Here is a 23970-nt window from a genome sequence, read left to right as displayed (position 1 = left end):
ATAGGTAATAAGCAACTATAATAAATCAGACCCAATTATTTTTGAAGGCTTTTCTGAAAATTGGCAAAACTGTTCAAGATTTTTGAAATAGAATTGAAGAAAACCAATAATGTTCTATTTTTTCTGAAAATCACAATCTATTGGCAATCAACCGAATTGATAGTATATTACCCCTTGCCTTACTTAAGTTTCAACCGTATGGGATATCCAATTTTTGACTTGGGATTTTAGGTTACGTTTACCTCTTTTACGGTGCGTCCTTTGGCCATGAGTAGTCTAATGTCCTCTAGAATTAAATAAAGGCATGGCACTATTACCAAAATGATAGTGGTCGCGAACACGATTCCAAATCCTAAGGAAATTGCCATTGGAATGAGGTAAAAGGCTTGGCTTGAGGTTTCTAGAATAATTGGTGCCAATCCACCAAATGTGGTCATGGTGGTCAATATTATGGGCCGAAACCTTCTGAGTCCTGCTTCATGTATGGATTTGTAAATCGAGTCACCTTCTTTTCGACGTTTATTGGCATAGTCTATCATAATGAGGGAATCGTTTACAACCACCCCTGATAGGGCAATCACTCCCATTAAACTGACCAACGACAAATCATACCCCAATAAAATATGGCCTATTACGGCTCCAACAATTCCAAATGGAATTGCAAACATTACGATCAAGGGTTGCACATAACTGCTGAACGCGATGGCAAGCAAAGCGTAGATCAAGAGCATGGCAATGGCAAAGCCCGCACGGAGTACACTGGTACTTTCGCGCATATCGGCTTGACTACCTTCAAAGCTCCATGTAATTCCTGGGAAATCGGCCCGAAGTTGAGGCAAGGTTTCTTCTTGTACCTTGGCAATGACCCTACCTACCGAATTGGCAGGCTCCACATCCATTCCCACATTTACCACTCGTCTTCCATCCCTTCGATTGATATTGGTAAAGGCTTCTTGTGGTTCGATTTCCACTACATCCAACAGAGGCACTTCCACGCCGTTTGGGGTTCTGATTAGAAAGTTCTCCAAATTTTTGATGTCTTTCCGTTCTTCCAAAGGTAGTTTCACCCGGACTTCTATCTCATCCATCCCACGTAGTTGGCGCATGGCAAGGGCACCAAAGAAAGCATCCCTGACCTGTCTTCCCACCTCATCAGAAGTGAGTCCAAGATTTCTACCTTGCGGCAATAGCTTAAAATTGTACTGCGTTTTTCCTTTGTTGTAATTATCGGTCACATCGCGGGTGTTGGAAAAAGCCTGCATCCGGTCAACAAAGGCAGCGCTGGCTTTCTCCAATACATCAATATTGGAATGGCTTAAATCGATGCTGATGGCCTGCCGGGCTCCGCCGGGACCTCTTTCAGCTTCAAAGGTGATTTGGTCCACCCCTTCAATATCACCAATATTATCACGCCAAAGGGAGATTACCTCTCCCGCAGTGATGTCTCTTTGATCCGGAGGAAGCATTACAATTTCAACATCGATAAAATTTTGACCTCGGACATTGGTCTTGATGCCTTCGGCCACTTCATAAAGGTTGTGTTCCTCAAACATACGTTGGGTAGATTCAGAAATATCATGGGCAACTTTAGCGGCTTGGTCTGGGGTGGTACCAACGGGCAGCCGCACTCCAGCTTCAATTTCATCCGCGGCCACTTCTGGCATCATGATCATCCCCATGTGGCCACTGTAACCATAGCCACCAACAACCAATAAGAGGGTGACCGCAATGCTCAGGGTTATGTATCTATGTTTTAGGCAAATGTCCAGCATGGGACGATACCGTTTTTCCACAAGATTGTCAAAACCTTTGGCGAAGTTTGCTTGCCATCCTTCCAGTTTCAACACCCATTTATTTTTGCTTTTTTGCTTTTTTAAATGCCCTAAGTGGGATGGAAGAATAAATAGTGCCTCGAGGAGGGAGACCGCCAAAATAACAATGACCACGGCCGGTAGAGGTTGCCAAAATTTTCCCGTTTCTCCAGGCATGAAAAGTAGGGGGACAAATGCAATGATGGTGGTGACAATACTGAAAATTACAGGTAGGGAAACGTCTTTGGTACCGGCTATGGCGGCTTTCATGGGACTCAACCCTTTCTGGCGGTATTCGTATACGTTTTCCCCAACCACAATAGCATCATCCACCACAATTCCGAGTACCACCAAAAACCCAAACATGGAAATCATATTAACGCTGACGCCAATCAAGGGCAGAATGATCATTCCACCAATAAAGGAAACAGTCATTCCAATCATGACCCAAAAGGCCAGTCGGTATTCCAAAAACAACGTCAGGATAATCAATACGATGATGATGGCCAGGATGCCGTTTTCGGTGAGCAATGAAAGTCGTTCTTGATAATCGGCAGCACGGTTGCTATCCGTACGATAATTAACACCCGGTGGCAATTGATAGTCCTTTAAAATGGTTTCAACCACCTCTGCAATCTCAAGGGGTGATTGATCCCCAATCCGGAATATCTGAAGCTCCACATAATTGGCCTGGTTGAACTGCCCATGAAATCCAGTTTCCTCAAAACCATCGGTGATGGTGGCAATATCCTTTAGGTGAATTTTTGCGCCGTCTGGTGAGGATACAATGGTGATATTTCCAAATTCTTCGGCCCATTGTTTGCGCTCTTGCATCCGCAGCAAAATCTCACCACTTTGAGTTTGAACGGCACCTGCCGGCACGTCGTTGCTGCTTTGTTGGATGATATCGGCTACTTGGCCCAAGGTCAGATTGTATTTTTGAAGGTTGAGTCGGGGGATTTCTACCCGCGTTTCAAAATCGGGTACATTGTTCAGTTCTACCTGTGTGATTTCTGGATTACTGAGCAAAATGGTGCGTAAGCGCTCCGCAATTTGCCGCAAGCTCCAAATATCAGCGTCACCATACAATCCAATTTGAAGTACATCCCTTTGCCGGGATTGGAGACTCACTTCAGGGCGCTCAATATCATCAGGGAACGTTCGGATACGGTTGATGGCTTGATCAATATCCTGAAAGGCTTTCATGCGTTCGGTACCAGCAACCAGTTCAATACTGACCTGCCCCGACCCTTCATTGGCCTGTGAGACAATTTCTTTGATGCCCTGAACCCCTCGAACGGCTTCTTCAACAGGTTGTAACACCCCTTGTTCCACCTCGGCTGGTGACGCTCCTGGATAGGCTACGGAAACTTCCACAAAATCCAACTGGAATTCTGGGAAAACCTCTTTTTGAATGGTGTACATGGTGAACAATCCGCCGCCAATCAGAACCAGCATTAGTAGATTGGTGGCAATTGAATTACGGGCCATATAGGCTATGGCGCCTTCTTTCCGTGGGGATTTCTTTTTGATGTCCTTCTCCTTCATCCTATTCCTGTATTTGGGTGGTGGATTCATTGGTTTTGGTTCGGAGATCAATGCCATCCGTAACGGTGCTGAGGTTGGTGGTCACGACCATTTCTCCTTGGTTCAATCCTTTGCTGATGTAGGAATGGGTGTCGTCCGTCAGTACAATTTCCACATCACGGATTTCCAATTTTTCATCCTTCATGACCCAAACGGTTTGGTTATTTCGGATGTAATCCCTGCTTAGTCGTACCACATTTTTCACAGAATTCCCTTGAATTTTGACTTCAACAAAGGTTCCGATCATTAATTTGGGCTGTTCCTCCATGGCCTTTGTTGTGGACAAGGGGTCCGGGACTTTAACCAATACCCGAGCCAATCGTGTTTGTCCATCCAAAGCGCCTATTTGTTTGTCCAAATACCCTTCTCGGTATGTGTTGGGTGGCCAAGCGGTTGGATTTTCGATACGGACAAGCGAACCTTTTTCGGAACTGTTGTTGGAAAAATCCAGCCACTGAAGTTTGGAAACGGGAACCGCAGCGGTGACCCAATAGTGCTCAGTGCCCACCAAACGACCCAAATCATCTCCTTGAGACACTTGGGAGCCATTTGTTACATTTTGACTGAGGATGTGAGCATCAAAAGGAGCGCGAATAGTGGTCCGCTCCAAATTGAGCTGCGCTTGACCCACTGATGCCTTTGCTGCATTGATGGTAGCTTTTACTGCGTTAAGTTGTGGTTTTCTGAGCACCAGTTGGCGTTCTTCTTCGGAAAGAGGGTTGTCACCAAAAAGGGAGTCATTGGTGATGAGTTCCAGGTCTTGTACTGCGATTTGTTGGCGACCCATTTCAGTGGCTAGAGCAGTTTCGGATTGCAAGAGCTCGCTCTTTCTCAGTTCGAGCGTGTTTCGATAATCTGAGGGGTCTATTTGCAGTAACACCTGATTTTTTTTAACAAAGCCACCGGGGGTAAACGCCGGGTCCCTTCGAATAATTTGTCCAGATACCAACGGACTCAATATCACGTCTTCCACGGGTTGCACCGTTCCAGTTGCAACGATTGTGGGGTCAAAAGTGCCGTGTTCAGCGGGGATTACATCGACCAAAATGGCGGTCTCAATGCTGGCACCCTCGCGTTGTGCTTCGGGTTCGGTGAAGAAAATTAGCGTTGTGATCAGAACGCCTCCTGCCAGAATGGCCAAACAAATCAATAGTATTTTTTTACTACTCATACAGTTGTTTTACGTTACGGTTTTGATTTTCAAGATCTCTGCCTGTTTCAAAACTTCCGGCCAATGCCCTGTACAATCCAATACGAAATTGAATGTGTTGCAGTCGTGCCGATACGTAGTCCCTTCGTAATTGCTGTTCTTGATCAAGACCTATCAATACATCCAAATAAGGGCTGAAGCCATTCAAAAACTCAACCCGCAATTGCTTGTTGCTTTTCTCGGCCAATTCCAGTTGCCGTTGAATGTTTTCCAACCGTTGTTTCTGCATGATGTCCTGTACAAGTGCATTTTCTACTTCTTGAAAGGCAGTTAGTGTAGTTTGTCCGTATTGGTAAAGTCGCTGTTGTTTTATGGCGAGGGTCCTATCAACTTCGGCATTCAATTGGCCGCCATTGAATAGGGGGGCTAAAATGTTTCCGGCCAAGGAATAAGCCCAGTTATCAAAAAGGTTGTCGAAACTATTGGAGCGCAATTGTCCTCTTGCACTCACTGAAATTCTGGGGTATTTACTTCGAACTGCCGAGGCCCAATCTTGGTCGGCGGCCAATAAGAGGGCATAGGATTGTTGAAGGTCCGGTCTACGTCTTACAAGTTCTAGGGGTAGCCCCGTTTCTGGTAATTCTGGTACTTCAGGAAGTGTGATTTCTTCAAAAATTAAGGTGTCTTGGGGTTGTTTTCCCAAAAGCACGGCCAATTGATTTTCCAAGACTTGGACATTGGTGGAAAAAATGATCTGTTGTTCTTTGGTGCTCTCCAACAACTGCCCTTGCCTAAGAATGTCCACAGCGCGTATCTGCCCACCGGTGAATCGGGACCGGATTAGTTTTATGATGGCCTCATTCGTTGCTATTTGATTTTCGGTAATTTTTAATTGTTGTTTAGCAGCAACCAATTGATACCATGTGGAGGTGATTTCTGCGGATAACGAAATGGCTGCGGCACGATAATCGAAAAGGCTGGCCTCGGCCCTAAGTTTTTCAGCTCTGACCGCTGTTCCGATTCGTCCCCAGAGATCCAACTCATAGTTTGCCAAAAATCCAAGTTGGGTATTTTCCCCTCCAACAAAGTCAGGTTCCGGTAAATTGATCGCTGACTGGGCCGATGCGTTGATTTCTGGCCATTTACTGGAAGCTTGCCCTTTTACCACTGCTTTTGCGGCCAAAAACTGTTGCCAGGTCGCAGCCAAATCCAAATTGGATTGCATTGCGCTGTCAATCAGCATATTCAATTTCTCATCTTGAAAGGAGAGCCACCACTTGTCTTCGATGACATTGGTTCCTGTTCGTGAGAATTCCCGAGGTTCCTCAATAGGCAATTCCGTGTTTGAAAATTTTGGGGCACAGCCTACCATCAAAAGGAAAATGGATGGGATAAGCAATAAGGATTTGTATTTGGCTATTTGGACCAACACGTGTTTTTAAGGAATGGTTTTTACAATCCTTAAAATAATTTTTTTGCTGAGAAACTATATTAACAAAAACATAATTGTTTCATCAACAATTAGTTTTGTAGGGTTGACATGCTTTTTTTTGATAGATTAATGGTGTAAATCTAGTGCATCAAGGCTCTTTTTTTAAGTCTTTGGATGTGGCCAATGCAATTACCCTTCCTTGGTCTCCGACGGCATTGTAAAAATGATAGACAACACCATTCCATTTTATGACCCAAGGTTTGTGGGCATAGGTTTTGTCAAAGCCTTCTGAAGGTGCAATGAGGTCTTCCCCGTTCCAATCGGTCCAATTGATAAGATCATACGAGCACGCAAACCGTTCAAAGGCACCCGGTTTCCAAAAGGCGCCAAAGTAGAACATGATGTATAGATCATTGTATTTGGCAATCTGCGCATCACCACAGATGCCTTTACCTTTGGTAATCACCGGCTGTTCGCCAAAGCGTTCCCAAGTTTGCATGTCGTCTGACACTGCCATGGCGATACTTTCGTAATCATCCTCTTTACCTTTGGCATTGTAATACATTACAAAAGGGTGGCCTGTGTGTTTTTCTGTGTCGCGAATCACTAGGCTTTTATAAATGGTTTTGTTGTCGAACCAACGGGAATCTGAATCTTCAGGCGACATGATGGGGGAATTATTGGTGTTCCATGCCTCGGCTTCCGTCAGTGTTAGGGAGCTGGCCAATCCAATTTTGAGGGTTCCTGCTTCGTACCCAGCTGTATTCCCTCCTAAATAAGTCATCCAGTAATTGTCTTCATAGCTCTCCACCGCGTAATCACCGCCCCAATCAATATCAACAAGGGAAACATATCCCGCTTTCTGGTTGGCATCCCATGTGTTTTCAGTGAAGGATAATATTTTTCCTTTGGATTTCCAGTGAAGCAAATCCTTACTTTCCGATAACCATGTTTCGTAACCTTGGCCATCAAAAACGATATAGGTCATATACCACAGGTCATTTTTTCGAAAAATAGTGGGGGAGTCAACCATTTTGGTCGTATCCGGATGCTGCACCACTACACCATATTTATATGGAGTTTTAATTTCATTGTAGACTTTCTCCATTTCTTGTTGTGATACTACTTTAGGTAGTGTAGTTTTTTCCTGTTTGCAACCGCTCAAGTACAGTGTTCCTATTGTTAAGGTTATTAAAAGAGTTATTTTTTTCATTCGGTGCTTGGTGGGTTGATGCATTTCTATTTTTCGACCATAGCTAATGTAGTGATTTTTTATATATGTAAAAAATACGTTTATATTGTTGGTTTCTGGTTTTTCACTGCGTATTGTGAAAGGTGTTTAAAGCCTATTTACCATTAAAATTTAGTCAAATCAGACTGTTTAATTCCTTTTTAGAGCCATCAGAATGATACTATATTCAATCTAGATGCCAATAAATGATGATTTTATGAAACTAAACCACTACTTTTTGGTAAATACTCACATTTTAAACGTATTTTTTACAATTATTTTTTATTTTAGCAAAAAGTACGTCACTGTCATCTGGAAACTCGATTGCACATTTCAGCTCTGGAGATAGCGCCGGTTAACTATCAAACTAAGTAAACTTATGGGTAATTTAATTTCAAAAATTGGTCTCAACCGCGTATGGTTATATTCCATTGTTATCGTTTTAGGGGCTTGTAAAACCGATACATCTAAAGAAAAAGAGGTGGCCGCTACCACCACTGCAAGCCAAGAGTACCTACAGAACAGGGCTCCCTTACTACAAAAACCGTATTTAGAACTCCCATTGGGAACCATACAGCCCCAAGGATGGCTTCAGGAGCAACTCATACGAATGAAGGACGGAATGACCGGAAACCTTGATGACTTGTACCCAGAAGTTGTCGGGCCAAGAAATGGTTGGCTCGGTGGAGATGGCGACGGCTGGGAACGGGGACCTTATTGGATTGATGGCTTGCTTCCATTGGCGTACATCCTAAAGGATGAGGCCCTTATTGCCAAGACCAAACCTTGGATAGAATGGACTCTCAACAATCAGCGGGAAGATGGCTATTTGGGACCAATACCTTTTGATCAGGAACCAGAGCCCGAAGCTGGCCTTCAACGTGGTATGCGCACGGATTGGTGGCCTAAAATGGTAATGCTTAAAATTTTGATGCAGTATTATTCGGCTACCGAGGATGCACGTGTCATTACGGCATTGACCAAATATTTTAAATATCAACACGAGCAACTTCCAGAAAAACCGCTTGACTTTTTAACCTTTTGGGCCAATCGAAGGGGAGGGGACAATCTTCAGGCCGTACTATGGCTTTACAATATTACTGGGGATGAGTTTCTATTGGAATTGGCAGACATTATATCTGAGCAAACCTTTCCATGGACTGAGGTCTTCCTAAATGATATCACCCGTGAACCATTGCCTGACGCTTGGGCGACCAGTGGGGTGAAATATCCATTTGAGCCCGAGGAAATGAAAGATATTCACGTGTCCAAATTAGGTAGTTTACACTGCGTTAATTTCGCACAAGGCGTCAAGGAACCCGTGGTGTATTACCAAATCAATCAAGATGATAAGCACCTTAAAGCTGCCAGACAAGGTTTTGCTGACATCAAATTTTTCCATGGCCAGCCTCAAGGGATGTATGGTGGTGATGAGCCACTGCATGGGCCAGACCCAACCAAAGGGGTGGAATTCTGTTCCATTTCCGAATCTATGTACTCGTTGGAGACGATGTTGCCCATCACAGGGGATATGTTCTATGCTGATTTATTGGAAAAAATAGTCTACAATGCCCTTCCAACCCAGGCCAATGACGATTATACGGCCCGACAGTATTTTCAGGCAGCAAATCAGGTAGAGATTTCGGATAAACTTCAATCCTCATATCAGACCCAAACCCATCAAGGAACCGATTTTGTATATGGACTCCTCAGTGGCTACCCTTGCTGCACCACTAACATGCACCAAAGCTGGCCCAAGTTTGTGCAAAACTTATGGTATGCCAGTGCCGACGGCGGTATGGCGGCATTTTTATATGCACCCAACACGGTCACTTTGAAAGTTAGGGGCGGTGAAGAGGTGACGGTTAAGGAAACCACACAGTTTCCATTTAAAGAAACCGTGCAGTTTGAACTTTCACTGGCTAACGAAACCGCATTTCCATTTCACTTGAGAATCCCAGATTGGACGGAGGGAGCTACCATAAACATTAATGGAAGTCCTGTTGAATTTGAGGTGGCCAATCAGGTGGCCAAAATTGATAGAACTTGGAAAAATGGGGATAAAATTACCCTGACCATGCCGATGCATTTGGAAACATCACAGTGGTTTGACTTTGCTCATACCATTGAACGTGGTCCGCTGGTATATTCCTTAAAAGTGGCTAGTCAAGAGAAGAAAAAGGACAGGGGAGACAAATATGGGGAATTCACGGAAGTGTATCCAACAGACCCTTGGAACTATGCCCTAATGTCCAGCGACCTGAATTCACTTGCTACCTCTTTTGAGGTTGAAACCAAAGATTGGGATGGTTCGTACCCTTGGAATTTGGACAATGTGCCGATTCAGCTTAAAGGTAAGGGTGTAGTGATTCCAGAATGGAAAACAGTAAACGGTGTTCCTGTTTTTCCAGCGTGGTGGGGTCATAGACAAGAATCTGTGGAAGCATCAAGAGTTAAGGACATTACCCTAGTTCCTTATGGTGCAACTACGTTAAGAATCACCGAATTTCCTGTGTTTCAGAACGACTGATTTTTCGAACCACAAAAAACATTAATTGAAGTAGCATGAAACAATTTAAATACACCCTTTTAATTGGCTTGGCTGGGGTAGTCTCCTTAGCTTTTTTAAGCTGTCAAGATAAAGGTGCAGCTCAGAATAAAAGTCAAACAGAAGGCGATGGGTTCGGATTGACTCCCATACCGTTTAATGAAGTAACCATGGAAGACCAGTTTTGGAAACCCAGATTGAAAACGCAAATGGAGACTTTGGTTCCTTTTTCATTGGATAAGACCGTTGAGGCACAAAAGGCCTTAAAATTAGCTGGGGATTTTCTTGAAGGTCTGGATTCCCCACTTCCCAAGCCACATAGGTATCAATCTTCAGATCTCTTTAAGGTCATGGAAGGTGCGGCCTATCTCTTAAAAACTGAAAAAAATCCGGCTTTGGAAAAGCGGATGGACAGTATCATCGATATCATTGCCAGAGCGCAGCAAAAGGATGGTTATTTGTATGTGCCGCATGTAACAGGTACTGCCAATGACCCAAAAATATATGGAGAGAAGCCCTATAAATATGTATTGCACAGTCATGAGTTGTACAATATGGGCCACATGTACGAAGGTGCCATTGCCTATTATCAAGCTACAGGAAAGGATAAGTGGCTTAAGGTGGCTGAGAAAAATGCCCAACACATCAACAAAGTGTTTTTTGAAGGAGACCCGAACTATAATGACGGAGTACCTGTGAATCAAGCACCGGGGCACGAGGAATTGGAATTGGCGCTCGCTAAATTATATCGATTGACCGAAAACCCACTGTATTTGGAGATGGCCAAAAAGTTTCTGGATATCCGCGGAAAAACATTTCAAACGGAGGGTGAAGGGGTTTATGCCTCAGATTATGCCCAACAGCACCTACCCGTGCAGGATCAGCGAACAGCAGTGGGTCATGCAGTGAGAGCCACCTATCTCTACTCAGGAATGGCCGATGTAGGCGCTCTCTCAGGTACAGATGAGTACAATGAAGCGTTAAATAGTATTTGGCATGACATTGTGGATCGTAAAATGAGCATTACCGGAGGATTGGGTGCTGTACACGGTATTGAAGGTTTTGGTCCTGAATACGTTCTTCCAAATAAAGAAGCATACAACGAAACCTGCGCTGCCGTTGGGAATGTGTTTTTCAATTTTAGGATGTTCTTGTTGACCAAAGACTCCAGATATATGGATGTGGCCGAGGTTTCATTATTGAACAATGCCTTGGCTGGGGTGAATATTGAAGGGAACCGTTTCTTCTACGTCAATCCATTGGAAGCCGATGGAGAAACACCTTTTAACCATGGTAGACCAGGGCGTTCCCCATGGTTTGGCACCGCTTGTTGTCCTTCCAATATTGCCCGTTTGATTCCGCAGGTATCTGGAATGATGTACGCTACCGACGCGAATACCATTTATGCCAACTATTATGCATCAAGCTCAACCACAATCCCGTTGGAAGTTGGGAATGTTGATATCAAACAAAAATCAAATTACCCGTTTGATGGTAAGGTGGATTTGGAATTGACGTTGGACGGAACAAAAGAGTTCGAAATCCGCTTTAGAATCCCAACTTGGGCAAGAACCAATCAATTTGTACCAGGAGAATTGTACCATTATACAAATTCGGATGACAAGGAATGGTCCGTTTCCGTTAATGGAGATGAAATAAGCGCTCCTTTGGAAAATGGATTTGCCATTGTTCGAGGAAAATGGAAAACTGGTGACAAAGTATCCCTTGACTTACCCATGCCTGTGCGATTCAACCAGTCCATGGACGAAGTTGAGGCCAATAATGGGCGACTGGCCGTGACACGTGGTCCTTTGGTCTTCGCTGCCGAAGAAGTGGACAACACAAGTGCGGCACAGCATTATTATTTTGAAAATGTTCCTCAGGAAAATCAGATTTCTGAAGAGACCATCAATTCAGGCGTATTGAAGAACGTCGTGAAAATCAGTGTACCCTCTAAAATGATTGCCCAAAATGGGTCTGTTGATGAAGGCTTAAAAATGATTCCATATTACGCTTGGGACAACCGTGGGGACGAATCCATGATTGTTTGGGTGCCTACTTCGGAACAAGGCGTTCAATTTTCCGATGGAACGACGGCAAGAGGTGGTAAATACAAAGCTGTGGAAGCTTCATCAACAGGAAATTCAGGCTCGCTAACTGCAATTTCAGACCCTCGAAGACCAAGCTCTTCCATAGATCGAACCATTCAGCCATGGATCAGTAAGGATGATGGAGCGCAATGGGTCAATGTGCATCTTGATAAAAGCCGCAAAATTAGAAGTGTAAATATCTATTGGTTTGACGATGGACGTGGGGTGTCAGTTCCGGCTTCATGGTCGGTTCAGTACCAAGAAAACAACACGTGGAAGGATATGCCCTTGTACGTTACGGACGACTACTCTGTGGACAAGGATGAATACAACGTAGTGCATCCTGCACAAGATGTTACCACAGCCGGAATCCGTGTAAAGATGAATCCTGAGAAAGGCAAAAACGTAGGGGTTCTGGATTTGGAAATAGACTTTGAGGACTAAATAGTCTACTATGAAAATGGAACTTCAATGGAAAAAATCCCGGTTGGTAAACCGATGGACAAAAATATTCCTATGCCTTGTGGCCATTAACCTAATTACCGTTAAAATGATGTCTCAAAAAACACTGGACGGTACCATTACATTGTTGCAGAAAGCTGATTTTGAGAAGGAGGTTAATGGTAAGAAAGTCGGACTATATACCCTATCAAACTCAAACGGACTGGTGGCCGAAATCACCAATTATGGAGGTAAGGTAGTGTCACTCTGGGTGCCCGATAGACTTGGGAATTTTGAAGATATTGTGCTTGGATATCCCACACTAGATGGCTTTTTGACCGCTAAGGAGAAGTATTTCGGGGCTTTGATTGGGCGCTATGGAAATAGAATAGCCAAAGGAAAATTTACATTGGATGGAAAACAGTACACCTTGGCCACCAACAACGATGCCAACCATCTGCATGGCGGAAACCATGGTTTTGATGATGTGGTTTGGGAAGCAAAACAATTGGATGACCATACCCTACAGTTGAGCTACACTTCCGTTGACATGGAAGAAGGGTATCCTGGAAATTTGGATGTAGTTGTAACGTATGAGATGACCGAGGATAATGAGTTGAAGATTTCCTACAAGGCCACAACAGATAAACCAACAGTGTTGAATCTCACCCATCATTCCTTTTTTAATCTCAAAGGAGCGGGTTCAGGTTCCATTAACGATCATTTACTCCAAATAAATGCCGCATATTACACTCCTGTGGATAGTGGACTCATTCCCACTGGTGAACTGGCAACGGTAGAAAGTACACCCATGGATTTCCAAAAATTGACATCAATAGGAGCAAGGGTAGACCAAGATGACGAGCAGCTAAAATATGGTATGGGTTACGACCATAACTTTGTATTGAACCAAAGTTTGGAAGGACTCAATTTTGCCGCTCGTGTCGTAGAGCCTGTATCGGGTCGTATCATGGAAGTGTATACTGATGAACCTGGGGTACAATTCTATGGAGGTAATTTTTTGGATGGGACCATCAGGGGAAAAAATGGAAAATCCTATGGGTTTAGGTCAGCCTTTTGTCTGGAGACCCAACATTTCCCAGACAGTCCAAACCATCCCCATTTTCCTTCCACTAGATTCGACCCAGGAGAAGAATATCAATCACTTTGCATCTATAAATTCACTACGCTACGGGAATAAAACCGTGGCAATCAACAACTAAACAAAAGAAGATCATGGCGAAAATCAAACTACTTTTTATAGCGCTACTACTTTCCTTCGGATATATGAACGGACAAGGAATTCCTTTGCCAGAGCATCCTAGACCCGATTTTGAACGAAGCGAATGGACCAATCTAAACGGCAAGTGGTCCTTTAAATTTGACAAAGATGACAAAGGACTGGAACAGGATTGGAAGGATGGAAAGGTTTCTTTCAAAAAAGCCATCAATGTACCCTTTCCATGGGGGTCGGAATTGTCTGGTGTTGCTGATGAGGCCGACATCGCATGGTATAAAAAAGAGATAAAAGTTGATGAGTCTTGGAAGGACAAACGCACCTTTGTGGTGATTGGAGCTTCTGATTGGGAAACCACCGTTTGGTTAGATGGAGTAAAGTTGGGAACCCATCAAGGAGGCTACACACCTTTCTCATTTGAACTTACCGATCATATCACCTACGGTCGTTCACAGCAATTGGTCATTCGGGTTGATGATGTCAGAAGGGATTTCACCCTTTATGGCAAGCAAGGATATGGAAATGCACGCGGTATTTGGCAGACCATTTATCTAGAGGCACGAGGCACCCAATATTTAGATGCGCTTCATTTTACCCCAGACATTGACAACTCCAAAGTTGTGGCAACTGCCTATCTTGTAGATGATGCTCAAGCGGACCAAACGGTTACCGTTAGTGTGGAAACTGAATCGGGTCCGTTGAACAAAACCATAACAATTCCACAAGGAAGTTATAGCGGGTCGGTAAGTATTGAAATTCCCAATCAGCATTTATGGAGTTTGGACGATCCCTATTTATATGATGCCACAGCGCAGTTGGGGAACGATGTTGTGAAAAGCTACTTCGGAATGCGAAAGATTTCGGTAAAGAACATGCCCGGAACCGACTACCCATACATTTCATTGAACAACGAGCCCATCTATTTGCAATTGGCGTTGGATCAATCCTACCACCCCGAAGGTTTTTACACCTTCCCCAGTGATCAATTCATCAAAGAAGAAATTTTACGATCAAAATCCATCGGTCTAAACGGTATCCGAACACACATCAAAGTTGAGGTCCCCAGAAAATTGTATTGGGCGGATAAACTTGGACTCTTGGTAATGTCCGACCTGCCCAACAGTTGGGGAGAGCCCGAGCGAAAAATGAAAGCCGAATCCGAATATACACTTCGGGAAATGGTAAAACGGGATTTTAATCACCCCTCCATATTTTCATGGATTGTGTTCAACGAAACATGGGGATTAAAACATGATGATGAATACGGCGGGCGCTACCTTCCCTCAACCCAAAATTGGGTGGCCTCCATGTATTATTTGACAAAATCATTGGATTCAACACGTTTGGTGGAGGATAATTCCATATGTTGTGGATATGGCCATACAGAAACGGACATCAACTCATGGCACTCCTATCTCCCGGGTTATAAATGGCAAGAATTTCTTCAACAAGTTTCGGATAGCACGTATGCCGGCAGTGGCTATGATTTTGAAGATGGATTTTATCAAGCGAATCAGCCCAATATCAACTCAGAATGCGGAAACGTATGGGGGTATGATGGCAGTACCGGTGATGTGGACTGGAGCTGGGATTATCATAAAATGATGAATGCATTCAGAGATCATCCCAAAATAGCGGGATGGCTCTACACCGAACACCACGATGTGATCAACGAATGGAATGGGTATTGGAAATTTGATCGTAGCGAGAAATTTACCGGATTGGAACAGATTTTCCCTGGAATGACCCTGAGCGATTGGCATTCAAAAGTCTACATTTCTACCGGAGGAGAAATCAGTAAATCCATGAAAGGTGGTGAACAAGCTGAAGTTCCGTTGACCATTTCGGTGATGAGTGGGGAGAATTTGGGTCAACAGCTTACGTTGAAGTATAAACTTACTGCCACCGATTACTTGGGTGAAGCGCACGAGGGAGTGGAAGGAAGCGTTCAGGTTCCATATCAGCCTTGGATGCAAAAAACCATAGATCCCATAAAAGTTACAATGCCCGATTATTCATCTGTGGCCGCACTTACCTTGGAGTTGAGTGATGCGCAAGGCAAGGTTGTGGGAAGGAATTTCATGCACTTTATCATCGATTCCGAAGAAGAGCTTTCAGGAATCACTACCCATACCGTGAGTGCCAAAGATTTTAAAGAAGCTAAATGGAGCGCTAAATCATGGGATGTTTTGGATGGGAAAAAAGTCAATGGAGCAGGAAAAGGAAAGTTTGTGTACGCTATTGAAGTCCCCAAAAAATCCATCAGAAAAGCAAAAGAAGTTTACTTTTTGGCAGAGTTGTCCGCCAAGGAACTATTTGTTAAAGATCAAGAGCAGTATCAGGAAGATCAGGATTTTATGAAAGGTTCCCGGGTGTCCAACTCCAGTAATCCCAACTCCTATCCGATGACGGACGAGACGTTGTACCCATCCGAAATTGAGGTTTGGGTGAACGGTAAAAAGGTGAAGAGCATGACTTTGACCGATGATCCTGCGGATCACCGAGGAGTGTTATCATGGCACAATCAGTTGCGGGATGGTAAGCTTCGCGAAGCAGGTTCCTACGGATATTTGGTAAAGGTTCCCATGGACTTGGATATGGTGACTAGTGCGCTAGAATCAAACAACAACAAGATCAATGTTGAACTACGATCTGTAAACGGCGGTGGTATTGCTGTTTATGGAAAGGATTTTGGGCGATATGTACTAGATCCTGGAATTGTGATAGTTGACTAATTTTAGAATAAAGCTTTTATGAGGTATACACGGCAATTGGTTTGGAGCGGTCTTGTGCTCACTTTTCTTATGACGTTTGGCTGTTCAGAGGAAGGGAAGGAGACCGTATTTCTGGATTTTGAAGACTATACCCATTATTTTGAGGACTTCAATAAAGATGACAATGAGCTTTACAAGCAATATGTTGACAATGATTCAGTAATACCATTCCTAGAGGCCAACATTCCCTTACTGGAAATCCCGGATAGTGCCATACAAAAGACCTATTATTTTAGATGGTGGACCTTTCGGAAGCACATCAAAGAAACACCGAGAGGGTTTGTGATTACCGAGTTTTTGCCTGATGTACCCTGGGCCGGAAAATACAATACCATCAATTGCCCAGCAGCATACCACATTTATGAAGGTCGTTGGCTAAAGAACAATGAGTTCGTCAAAGATTACATCGATTATTGGTTGACCGAAGCGGAGAACACACGCAGATATAGTTTTTGGGTGGCCAATGCTTCATTGGCCTTTTCAAAAGTCAATAAGGATGAAACGTACATGGAGAAACACCTTCCCCATCTTGTGGAGAATTATAAGGGTTGGGAGGAGGAGCGCCGGGATGCACCGGAACGTTTGTTTTGGCAAGATGATAATTTGGACGGAATGGAATTCAGTTCCGGGGGGCGGGTCATTGATAAAGGTGTGGATGTCTGGAGTACGTTGGCTGCACGTCCCACCATCAATAGTTATATGTATGCCGATGCAAAGGCCATAGCTGAATTGGCTTCCAACTTCGGTAATGATTCCTTGTCGGAAACCTATCAGAATAAAGCAGCCCAAATCAAAGATTTGGTCCAGAATAAATTGTGGAACGATTCCTTGAACTTTTTCACGATACTTCCCCGCGATTATTCAGATGAGGACAAGCCGGTTGCTATTCGCGAACTCATCGGTTACACCCCTTGGTATTTCAATCTTCCAGATGATAACCCTCAATACGCGAAGGCTTGGGAAAAGGTGTTGGATACCACAGGATTTTTTGCCCCGGTCGGGCTAACCACCTGCGAACAATCACATCCCTATTTTCAACTAAAATATGAAGGACATGAATGCCAATGGAACGGGCCTTCATGGCCATTTGCCACTACCCAGACCTTAAAGAGCCTTTCCAATTTTCTGAATAACTACGAATACAACGGCTCGCTGGATAAATCAGCTTACCACCGTCTGTTGAAGCAATATGCGGAGGCCCATAAAATGACTTGGGAAAATGGAGAGACCCAAATGTGGATTGATGAAAACCTGAACCCGTATACCGGTGATTGGATTTCTAGAACCCGATTGAAAACTTGGGATAATGGAACCTGGTCCGCTGAAAAAGGTGGAAAAGAACGAGGAAAGGATTACAACCACTCCGGGTTCTGCGATTTGGTCATCAATGACCTAATTGGATTTAAACCGCAGTGGGACGGTTCAATTGTGGTAGAACCACTGGTTCCGGAGGATTGGGATTGGTTCTGTCTGGACAATGTTGATTACCAAGGCAAAAAATTGACTATTCTCTGGGATAGGACAGGAACAAAGTTTCAGAAAGGCGAGGGTTTCAAGATATTTTATGATGGAACCATGGTGCACCAAGGAGCGGATGTTTCAAAAGTGAACATAAAAATTTAGCATAAATTCCTATGTAAAAGATTGCCATAGAAAGCACAAGCACATAAAACAAACTAACTAAACAATTATGGAAAATAGCTTTGAGTTTTGGGACTATTTTGTCTTCATCGCCTATGCACTTGTAATATTGGGTGTGGGACTTTGGGTTTCACGCAACAAGGAAGGGCACCAGAAAAATGCGGAGGACTATTTTTTGGCCAGCAAATCGCTCCCGTGGTGGGCCATTGGAGCATCTCTTATTGCAGCCAATATTTCTGCGGAACAATTTATTGGAATGTCAGGCTCAGGATTTGCCTTGGGACTGGCCATTGCCTCTTATGAATGGATGGGGGCATTGACCCTCATTATTGTGGGGAAGTATTTCCTGCCCATTTTTATTGAAAAAGGACTATATACCATTCCTGAGTTCGTGGAAAAGCGATTCTCCACCAACCTAAAGACCATCCTGGCCGTTTTTTGGATATGCCTTTATGTATTTGTAAACCTTACTTCTGTCCTGTATTTGGGAGGTCTTGCCCTTGAGACCATTCTTGGGATACCCATGATGTACTCCATTATTGGTCTGGCACTTTTCGCGGCGGCTTATTCGCTTTATGGCGGACTCTCCGCGGTGGCATGGACAGATATTATTCAGGTGGTGTTTCTGGTTATTGGTGGTTTGGTGACTACGTACCTTGCTTTGGATATTGTTTCGGGAGGAGATGGTCCTTTAGACGGATTGAAAACGGTGATGGATACAGCCCCAGGTCATTTTGAGATGATTTTAGAGAAGGGCCATCCCGAGTACATGAACCTTCCCGGTATTGGGGTGCTCGTAGGAGGCCTATGGGTCGCCAACCTCTATTACTGGGGATTTAACCAATACATCATTCAACGGACATTGGCGGCCAAATCGCTACGCGAGTCCCAAAAGGGAATTTTGTTCGCTGCAGGGCTAAAATTGATTATTCCTTTGGTAGTGGTTATTCCAGGTATCGCTGCCTATGTGATAGTAAATAATCCTGAGATGCTGACCAGTTTGGGAGACCATGGACTTGCCGATCTTCCTTCAAAAGGAGCTTCGGACAAGGCCTATCCATGGCTGGTTCAATTGTTGCCCACAGGATTAAGGGGAGTGGCCATTGCGGCTTTGGCTGCAGCCATTGTATCTTCCCTCGCTTCCATGCTCAATTCTACCTCTACCATTTTCACCATGGATATCTATAAACAATTGATCAATCCAAATGCAGACAACAGGCAAACTGTGGGAATGGGTCGAATTTCCGCAGCGGTTGCGTTGGGTATTGCGGTGATTGTTGCGCCACTTTTAGGTGGAATTGACCAAGCATTTCAGTTCATTCAAGAATATACCGGAGTGGTAAGCCCAGGTATTTTGGCGGTCTTTTTATTGGGACTTTTCTGGAAAAAAACCACGAACAAGGGCGCCATTGTTGGCGTATTGACTTCCATTCCTGTGGCCATGTTCTTTAAGGTTGGACCCAAGGAATGGGCATCGGGAAGTGCATTGGAAGGATTGTTTCCCAATCTGCCATGGATGGACCAAATGGGATACACCTGTTTAATTACCATACTGGTGATCATGTTGGTGAGTTACCTTCAAAATAGGGGTAAGGATGACCCCAAAGGCATTACATTGAAAAAGGAAGTGTTCAAAACAAGCCCCAAATTCAATATAGGTGCATTTGCCATCATGCTGATTTTAACAGCCATTTATGCATTGATGTGGTGATATATTGATGCAAAATCAGCATAGAATAATCATCCCAAAGAAAGGCTAAACAATAATTTAAGAAGTATAAAATCATAAAATGAAGATCAAAAATTTATTGACAATAACCCTTGTAATGACTTTTGGCCTGATTCTGGGGCAATCCGGAAAATCGGAAAAATGGTCCATAGAAAAGGCGGAGAAATGGTATGCACAGTACAAATGGATCAACGGTGCGGATTTCATACCGAGTAATGCCATCAATCAATTGGAGATGTGGCAAGAAGATACTTTTGATCCAGAGACCATCGAAAGGGAATTGGGGTATGCCCAAGGAATCGGCATGAATGTAATGCGGGTGTATCTCCACAGTCTTGTGTATAAGCAAGACCCAAAAGGGTTCAAAAAACGAATTGATCAATATTTGGACATTTCGGATAGCAAAGGAATCAAGACCATGTTCGTGTTTTTTGATGATGTATGGGGAAAGGAACCGAAAATCGGTAAGCAACCTGAGCCTATTACCGGAACCCATAATTCCGGTTGGATGCAGGATCCAGGCGACCCCGCTTCAAAGAATGTGGCTAATTTTCCCTTTTTGGAAACCTACGTAAAGGATATTTTGACCACTTTCAAGGATGACGACCGGGTGCTTCTCTGGGATTTATACAATGAACCGGGCAATACCGGTAAGATAAACGACTCCATGCCGTTGCTAAAGGCCGTATTTTCCTGGGCGAGGGAAGTCAATCCATCTCAACCCCTTTCAGCTGGAATCTGGTCGTGGGGATTGGTGGACCTAAATGCGTTTCAGGCCTTGAACTCGGACATTATTACCTATCACCACTACGGGGACACTGAAGACCATAAATTGATCATACAACTGTTGAGAACCCATGGAAGGCCCATGATCTGCACTGAATATATGGCACGAACCCGAAACAGTAGATTTTCCAACATTATGCCCATGCTGAAGGAAGAAAACATCGGAGCCATTAATTGGGGATTGGTAAAGGGAAAGACCAATACCATTTACCAGTGGAATACGCCAATTGAGAGTGGTGAAGAACCGGTTGAGTGGTTTCATGACGTCTTCAGGAAGGATGGAACCCCTTACCGTCAAGATGAGGTTGATTTGATCAAGAAGTTGAACGGAGTAGATTAACTACCGAGAAAGACAGATTCAAAACCCTCGCCTGATTTTCAGGACTACATAAATCTATGAAAGCCAAAACCCTTTATCCATTTGGGTTTTGGCTATAATGCGTTGTTGGTAATTGCTTTAGGGTGTCTGCAGCTTGTTCTGCGGTGATATCCCTTTGCGGGTTGGCGAACATTTCATAGCCCACCATGAATTTTTTGACAGTTGCTGAACGTAGCAATGGTGGATAAAACGACATGTGGAAATGCCATTCTGGGTGGTCTTTACCATCCGTGGGTGCCTGATTGATACCTGCAGAATAGGGGAAGCTTGTCTCAAAAAGATTGTCGTACAGAATGGTAACCGTCTTTATGATTTCAGCAAAGGACCTTTTTTGGCTTTCATCCAACTCCGAAATAGAGGTAAGCTTTTTAATTGGCGCTATCATGACCTCATAAGGCCAAACTGCCCAGTAGGGCACAAGGGCCACAAAATTGTTGTTAAGGGAAATGATTCGCTCGTTGGCCTCAATTTCTTGCTGTATATAATCTTCTAAAATGCTTCGTTGGTGCTGGTTCCAATACGCTTCCAATGAAGTACATTTTTTAAGGGCTTCAGTAGGGATTGACTTTTGCGCCCAAATTTGACCATGCGGATGGGGATTGCTGCATCCCATGATGGCTCCTTTGTTTTCAAAAATCAAAACATGGTTGATATCAGGCAAATTGCCCAATTCTTTATACTCCTTTTGCCACAGCGAAATGACTTTCTCAATTTCTGTGATCCTCATGACGGGCAAGGTCAGGGAATGGTCTGGTGAAAAACAGACGACCTTGCAGATACCACTTTCACTTTTCGCTTGCATTAGGTTATTCTGATGTTCTTCGGTTGCCACCTCGGGTAGCAGGGCGGAAAAATCGTTAACAAATGAATAGGGCTCATTATAATTGGGATTGGTGTCCCCGCTGGCCCTTTTGTTTCCGGGGCACAGATAGCATGATGGGTCATAAGTTTCGGCCTGTGTTGCCGGTAGGCTTTCTTTCTTTCCCTGCCAAGGTCGCTTGGTCCTGTGCGGCGTAACCAATACCCATTCATTGGTTAGTATGTTTAATCGATAATGAGAGTTGTCATATAGATCCATGTACTTATTTTCTAAGGGTTGTGCCATTGCTTAGGTTTACTTCGAAGGCACTTAGGTCAATGTTGAATTTTTCGTTGTAGGCTTTTGAGACTTCTTCGATATAAGGCTTCACAAAATCCTCATGCACTAAATTGATAGTGCATCCGCCAAATCCTCCTCCCATTAAACGAGCACCCACAATAAATGATTTTGTTTTGGCATAATCCACCAAAAAATCCAACTCGGGGCAACTTATTTGATACAGGTTCTTCAATCCATCATGGCACGCATAGATAAGTTTTCCCAATTCCTCGATATTGTTTTCCTCAAACGCTTTTGCTGCTTTTAGAACCCTTGCATTCTCTTCAACAATAAAAAGGGAGCGCTTGTAATGGATAGGGGATAAGTTGGGTTTGCAAGCTTCCAGCATGGGTAGGGTAACATCCCTTAAAAAACTGACTTCTGGAAATTGTTTTTGTATGATTGCAACAGCCTCAATACACTCATCTTGCCTTGAATTGTACTGTCCATCTGAAAGTTGATGCGAAACGTTGGTGTTCAGCATGAGTACTTTATAAGGTTTAAGAACCGCGGGTATATATTTATACTCTTTGGTTCTGCAATCCAGCAGCATAACGTGGTCTTTTTTACCGTTCACAGAAGCAAATTGATCCATAATACCACATTTTGTGCCCACAAACTCGTGCTCTGCTGTCATGGAGAGGCTAATAATTTCCTGTTTGGTCAGGTTTAAATCAAAAAGCCTGTCCAGACCATACGCCATGCCACATTCCAAAGCCGCAGAGGAGCTTAAACCGGAACCGATAGGGAGATTGGACTCGATTATACATTCAAATCCCTTTAGCGTTTTGCCCAATTTTTGGATTTGTTGAATGACCCCTAGGATATAATTTTCCCAAAGGGTACTACTTCTTTCTATTTTCGAGAGATTTATTTGTAAAGGATTGTCATATTGTTTGCTATGGATGGTTGCACGGTCCTCAGAATCGTTTTTACGGAAATAAAAATGAATCTTTTTATCTATGGCAGCAGGCAGTACAAAGCCTTTGTTATAATCGGTATGGCCTCCAATAAAATTGATTCTCCCAGGAGAATCAATCGTTATTTCGGGTGTAAAGGAAGATTCGGTTTTCTTCATGATTGGATTAAAGCTAATATAATTTAAAAGTATAAATGTAATAAAAACGTTTATTATTGAGCGAGGTAAAAAATAAATGTGTTCAAACTCATTATTAAACCGTTAAAATTCACTTCTTTGAAACGACCAATATATTACTGAAGTGTTATATTTGCATTTAACATAGCCATTCTTTTATACTTCACGTTTTGATTTCAAGTAGATATAATCCCAATCAGAGGGTCACGGTCGCAGTCGACTGTGTAATTTTTGGATTTGATTCTGAAAAGCTAAAATTATTACTGTTCAAAAGAAAAATAGATCCATTTAAAGGATCTTGGTCGTTGATAGGGGAGTTGATAGATAATGATGTTTCCTTGGAAGACAGTGCCAATCAGATTTTGTACAAGCTCTCAGGTCTGGACAACGTATACCTGCGCCAACTCAAAACGTATGGTGCTGTGGAAAGGGACCCTTTGGAGCGTGTAATATCCGTCGTCTACTACAGTCTCATACGGATTGATGAATTTAACTTGAAGTCCACCGAAAGCCATGATGCCCATTGGTTTGATTTTGAAGAAATCCCGGAACTTATCTTGGATCACGGGCAAATGGTAAAAGATGCCATTAGAAGGTTAAGGCTTCGAGCGAGGAACCGTCCAATTGGTTTTGAACTTCTCCCCGAATTTTTTACACTGCCCCAATTGCAAACACTTTACGAAAGCATTTACAATACGGAGTTCGATTCAAGGAACTTTCGAAAAAAAATTCTTTCGTTGGGCATTTTGAACAAAACAGAAAAGAAAGACAAATCGTCTTCAAGAAAGGGTGCTTTCCTATATCAGTTCAAGGAAAAGAGCTTGGACAATTCTTCCATGAACAATGGAGATTTTGATAAAATCAGGGAAGTCATCCAGTTTTAAAGGGTACTCTCTAATT

14 protein-coding genes are annotated in these 23970 nt (G+C 43.4%); 8 read left to right on the top strand and 6 right to left on the bottom strand.

Annotated elements, in window-relative coordinates:
• Positions 1 to 227: 227 nt before the first annotated feature.
• From ACFSJE_RS17265 to ACFSJE_RS17250, 4 genes are all read right to left on the bottom strand, one after another.
• On the bottom strand, positions 228 to 3389 hold the full coding sequence (locus tag ACFSJE_RS17265) for an efflux RND transporter permease subunit (protein WP_379832120.1): 3162 nt from the start codon (positions 3387 to 3389) through the stop codon (positions 228 to 230).
• The gene (locus tag ACFSJE_RS17260) at positions 3361 to 4569 is read right to left on the bottom strand and encodes an efflux RND transporter periplasmic adaptor subunit (RefSeq protein ID WP_379832119.1); all 1209 of its coding nucleotides are present in this window, start codon (positions 4567 to 4569) and stop codon (positions 3361 to 3363) included. Before ACFSJE_RS17260 ends, ACFSJE_RS17265 begins: the two co-directional genes overlap by 29 nt.
• Positions 4562 to 5980 (bottom strand): TolC family protein, encoded by a 1419-nt coding sequence (locus ACFSJE_RS17255; RefSeq protein ID WP_379832118.1) that lies wholly within the window; start codon positions 5978 to 5980, stop codon positions 4562 to 4564. Before ACFSJE_RS17255 ends, ACFSJE_RS17260 begins: the two co-directional genes overlap by 8 nt.
• Positions 5981 to 6128: 148 nt before the next feature.
• Entirely contained in the window at positions 6129 to 7193 is a 1065-nt protein-coding gene (locus ACFSJE_RS17250) for a glycoside hydrolase family protein (protein WP_379832116.1), read from the bottom strand.
• Positions 7194 to 7590: 397 nt separating this feature from the next.
• Between ACFSJE_RS17250 and ACFSJE_RS17245 the strand changes: the two genes are divergently transcribed.
• The 7 genes from ACFSJE_RS17245 (at position 7591) to ACFSJE_RS17215 (ending at position 20797) form a co-directional block, all read left to right on the top strand.
• On the top strand, positions 7591 to 9741 hold the full coding sequence (locus tag ACFSJE_RS17245; RefSeq protein WP_379832115.1) for a beta-L-arabinofuranosidase domain-containing protein: 2151 nt from the start codon (positions 7591 to 7593) through the stop codon (positions 9739 to 9741).
• A gap of 35 nt (positions 9742 to 9776) precedes the next feature.
• Positions 9777 to 12293, top strand: a complete 2517-nt coding sequence (locus ACFSJE_RS17240; protein ID WP_379832114.1) for a glycoside hydrolase family 127 protein — start codon at positions 9777 to 9779, stop codon at positions 12291 to 12293.
• A gap of 10 nt (positions 12294 to 12303) precedes the next feature.
• Positions 12304 to 13491, top strand: coding sequence for an aldose epimerase family protein (locus ACFSJE_RS17235; RefSeq protein WP_379832113.1), 1188 nt, complete (start codon positions 12304 to 12306; stop codon positions 13489 to 13491).
• A gap of 35 nt (positions 13492 to 13526) precedes the next feature.
• Complete coding sequence (locus tag ACFSJE_RS17230; protein WP_379832112.1) at positions 13527 to 16262, top strand: glycoside hydrolase family 2 protein; 2736 nt, start codon at positions 13527 to 13529, stop codon at positions 16260 to 16262.
• Positions 16263 to 16280: 18 nt separating this feature from the next.
• Entirely contained in the window at positions 16281 to 17924 is a 1644-nt protein-coding gene (locus tag ACFSJE_RS17225) for an MGH1-like glycoside hydrolase domain-containing protein (RefSeq protein ID WP_379832111.1), read from the top strand.
• A 67-nt stretch (positions 17925 to 17991) separates the two neighbouring features.
• Positions 17992 to 19653: a sodium/sugar symporter gene (locus ACFSJE_RS17220; RefSeq protein WP_379832110.1), complete on the top strand. Its 1662-nt coding sequence runs from the start codon at positions 17992 to 17994 to the stop codon at positions 19651 to 19653.
• Positions 19654 to 19732: 79 nt separating this feature from the next.
• Positions 19733 to 20797 carry a cellulase family glycosylhydrolase gene (locus ACFSJE_RS17215; RefSeq protein ID WP_379832109.1) on the top strand — a complete coding sequence of 355 codons (1065 nt, stop codon included), beginning with the start codon at positions 19733 to 19735 and terminating at the stop codon, positions 20795 to 20797.
• Between the two features lie 73 nt (positions 20798 to 20870).
• Here ACFSJE_RS17215 and ACFSJE_RS17210 read toward each other — a convergent pair whose 3' ends face one another.
• Together ACFSJE_RS17210 and galK are read right to left on the bottom strand one after the other, a co-directional pair.
• Positions 20871 to 21941, bottom strand: coding sequence for a UDP-glucose--hexose-1-phosphate uridylyltransferase (locus tag ACFSJE_RS17210; protein ID WP_379832107.1), 1071 nt, complete (start codon positions 21939 to 21941; stop codon positions 20871 to 20873).
• Positions 21919 to 23052, bottom strand: coding sequence for a galactokinase (galK, locus tag ACFSJE_RS17205; protein ID WP_379832106.1), 1134 nt, complete (start codon positions 23050 to 23052; stop codon positions 21919 to 21921). Before galK ends, ACFSJE_RS17210 begins: the two co-directional genes overlap by 23 nt.
• A gap of 188 nt (positions 23053 to 23240) precedes the next feature.
• Here galK and ACFSJE_RS17200 point away from each other — a divergent pair, with 188 nt between their 5' ends.
• Positions 23241 to 23954: an NUDIX hydrolase gene (locus ACFSJE_RS17200; RefSeq protein ID WP_379832105.1), complete on the top strand. Its 714-nt coding sequence runs from the start codon at positions 23241 to 23243 to the stop codon at positions 23952 to 23954.
• The last annotated feature ends 16 nt before the right edge of the window (positions 23955 to 23970 follow it).

Source organism: Flagellimonas iocasae (assembly GCF_042682725.1).
Taxonomy (GTDB): Bacteria; Bacteroidota; Bacteroidia; order Flavobacteriales; family Flavobacteriaceae; genus Flagellimonas; species Flagellimonas iocasae.
The sequence above is the reverse complement of the archived record's forward strand: the minus strand, read 5'-3'. Positions and strand labels throughout refer to the sequence as shown.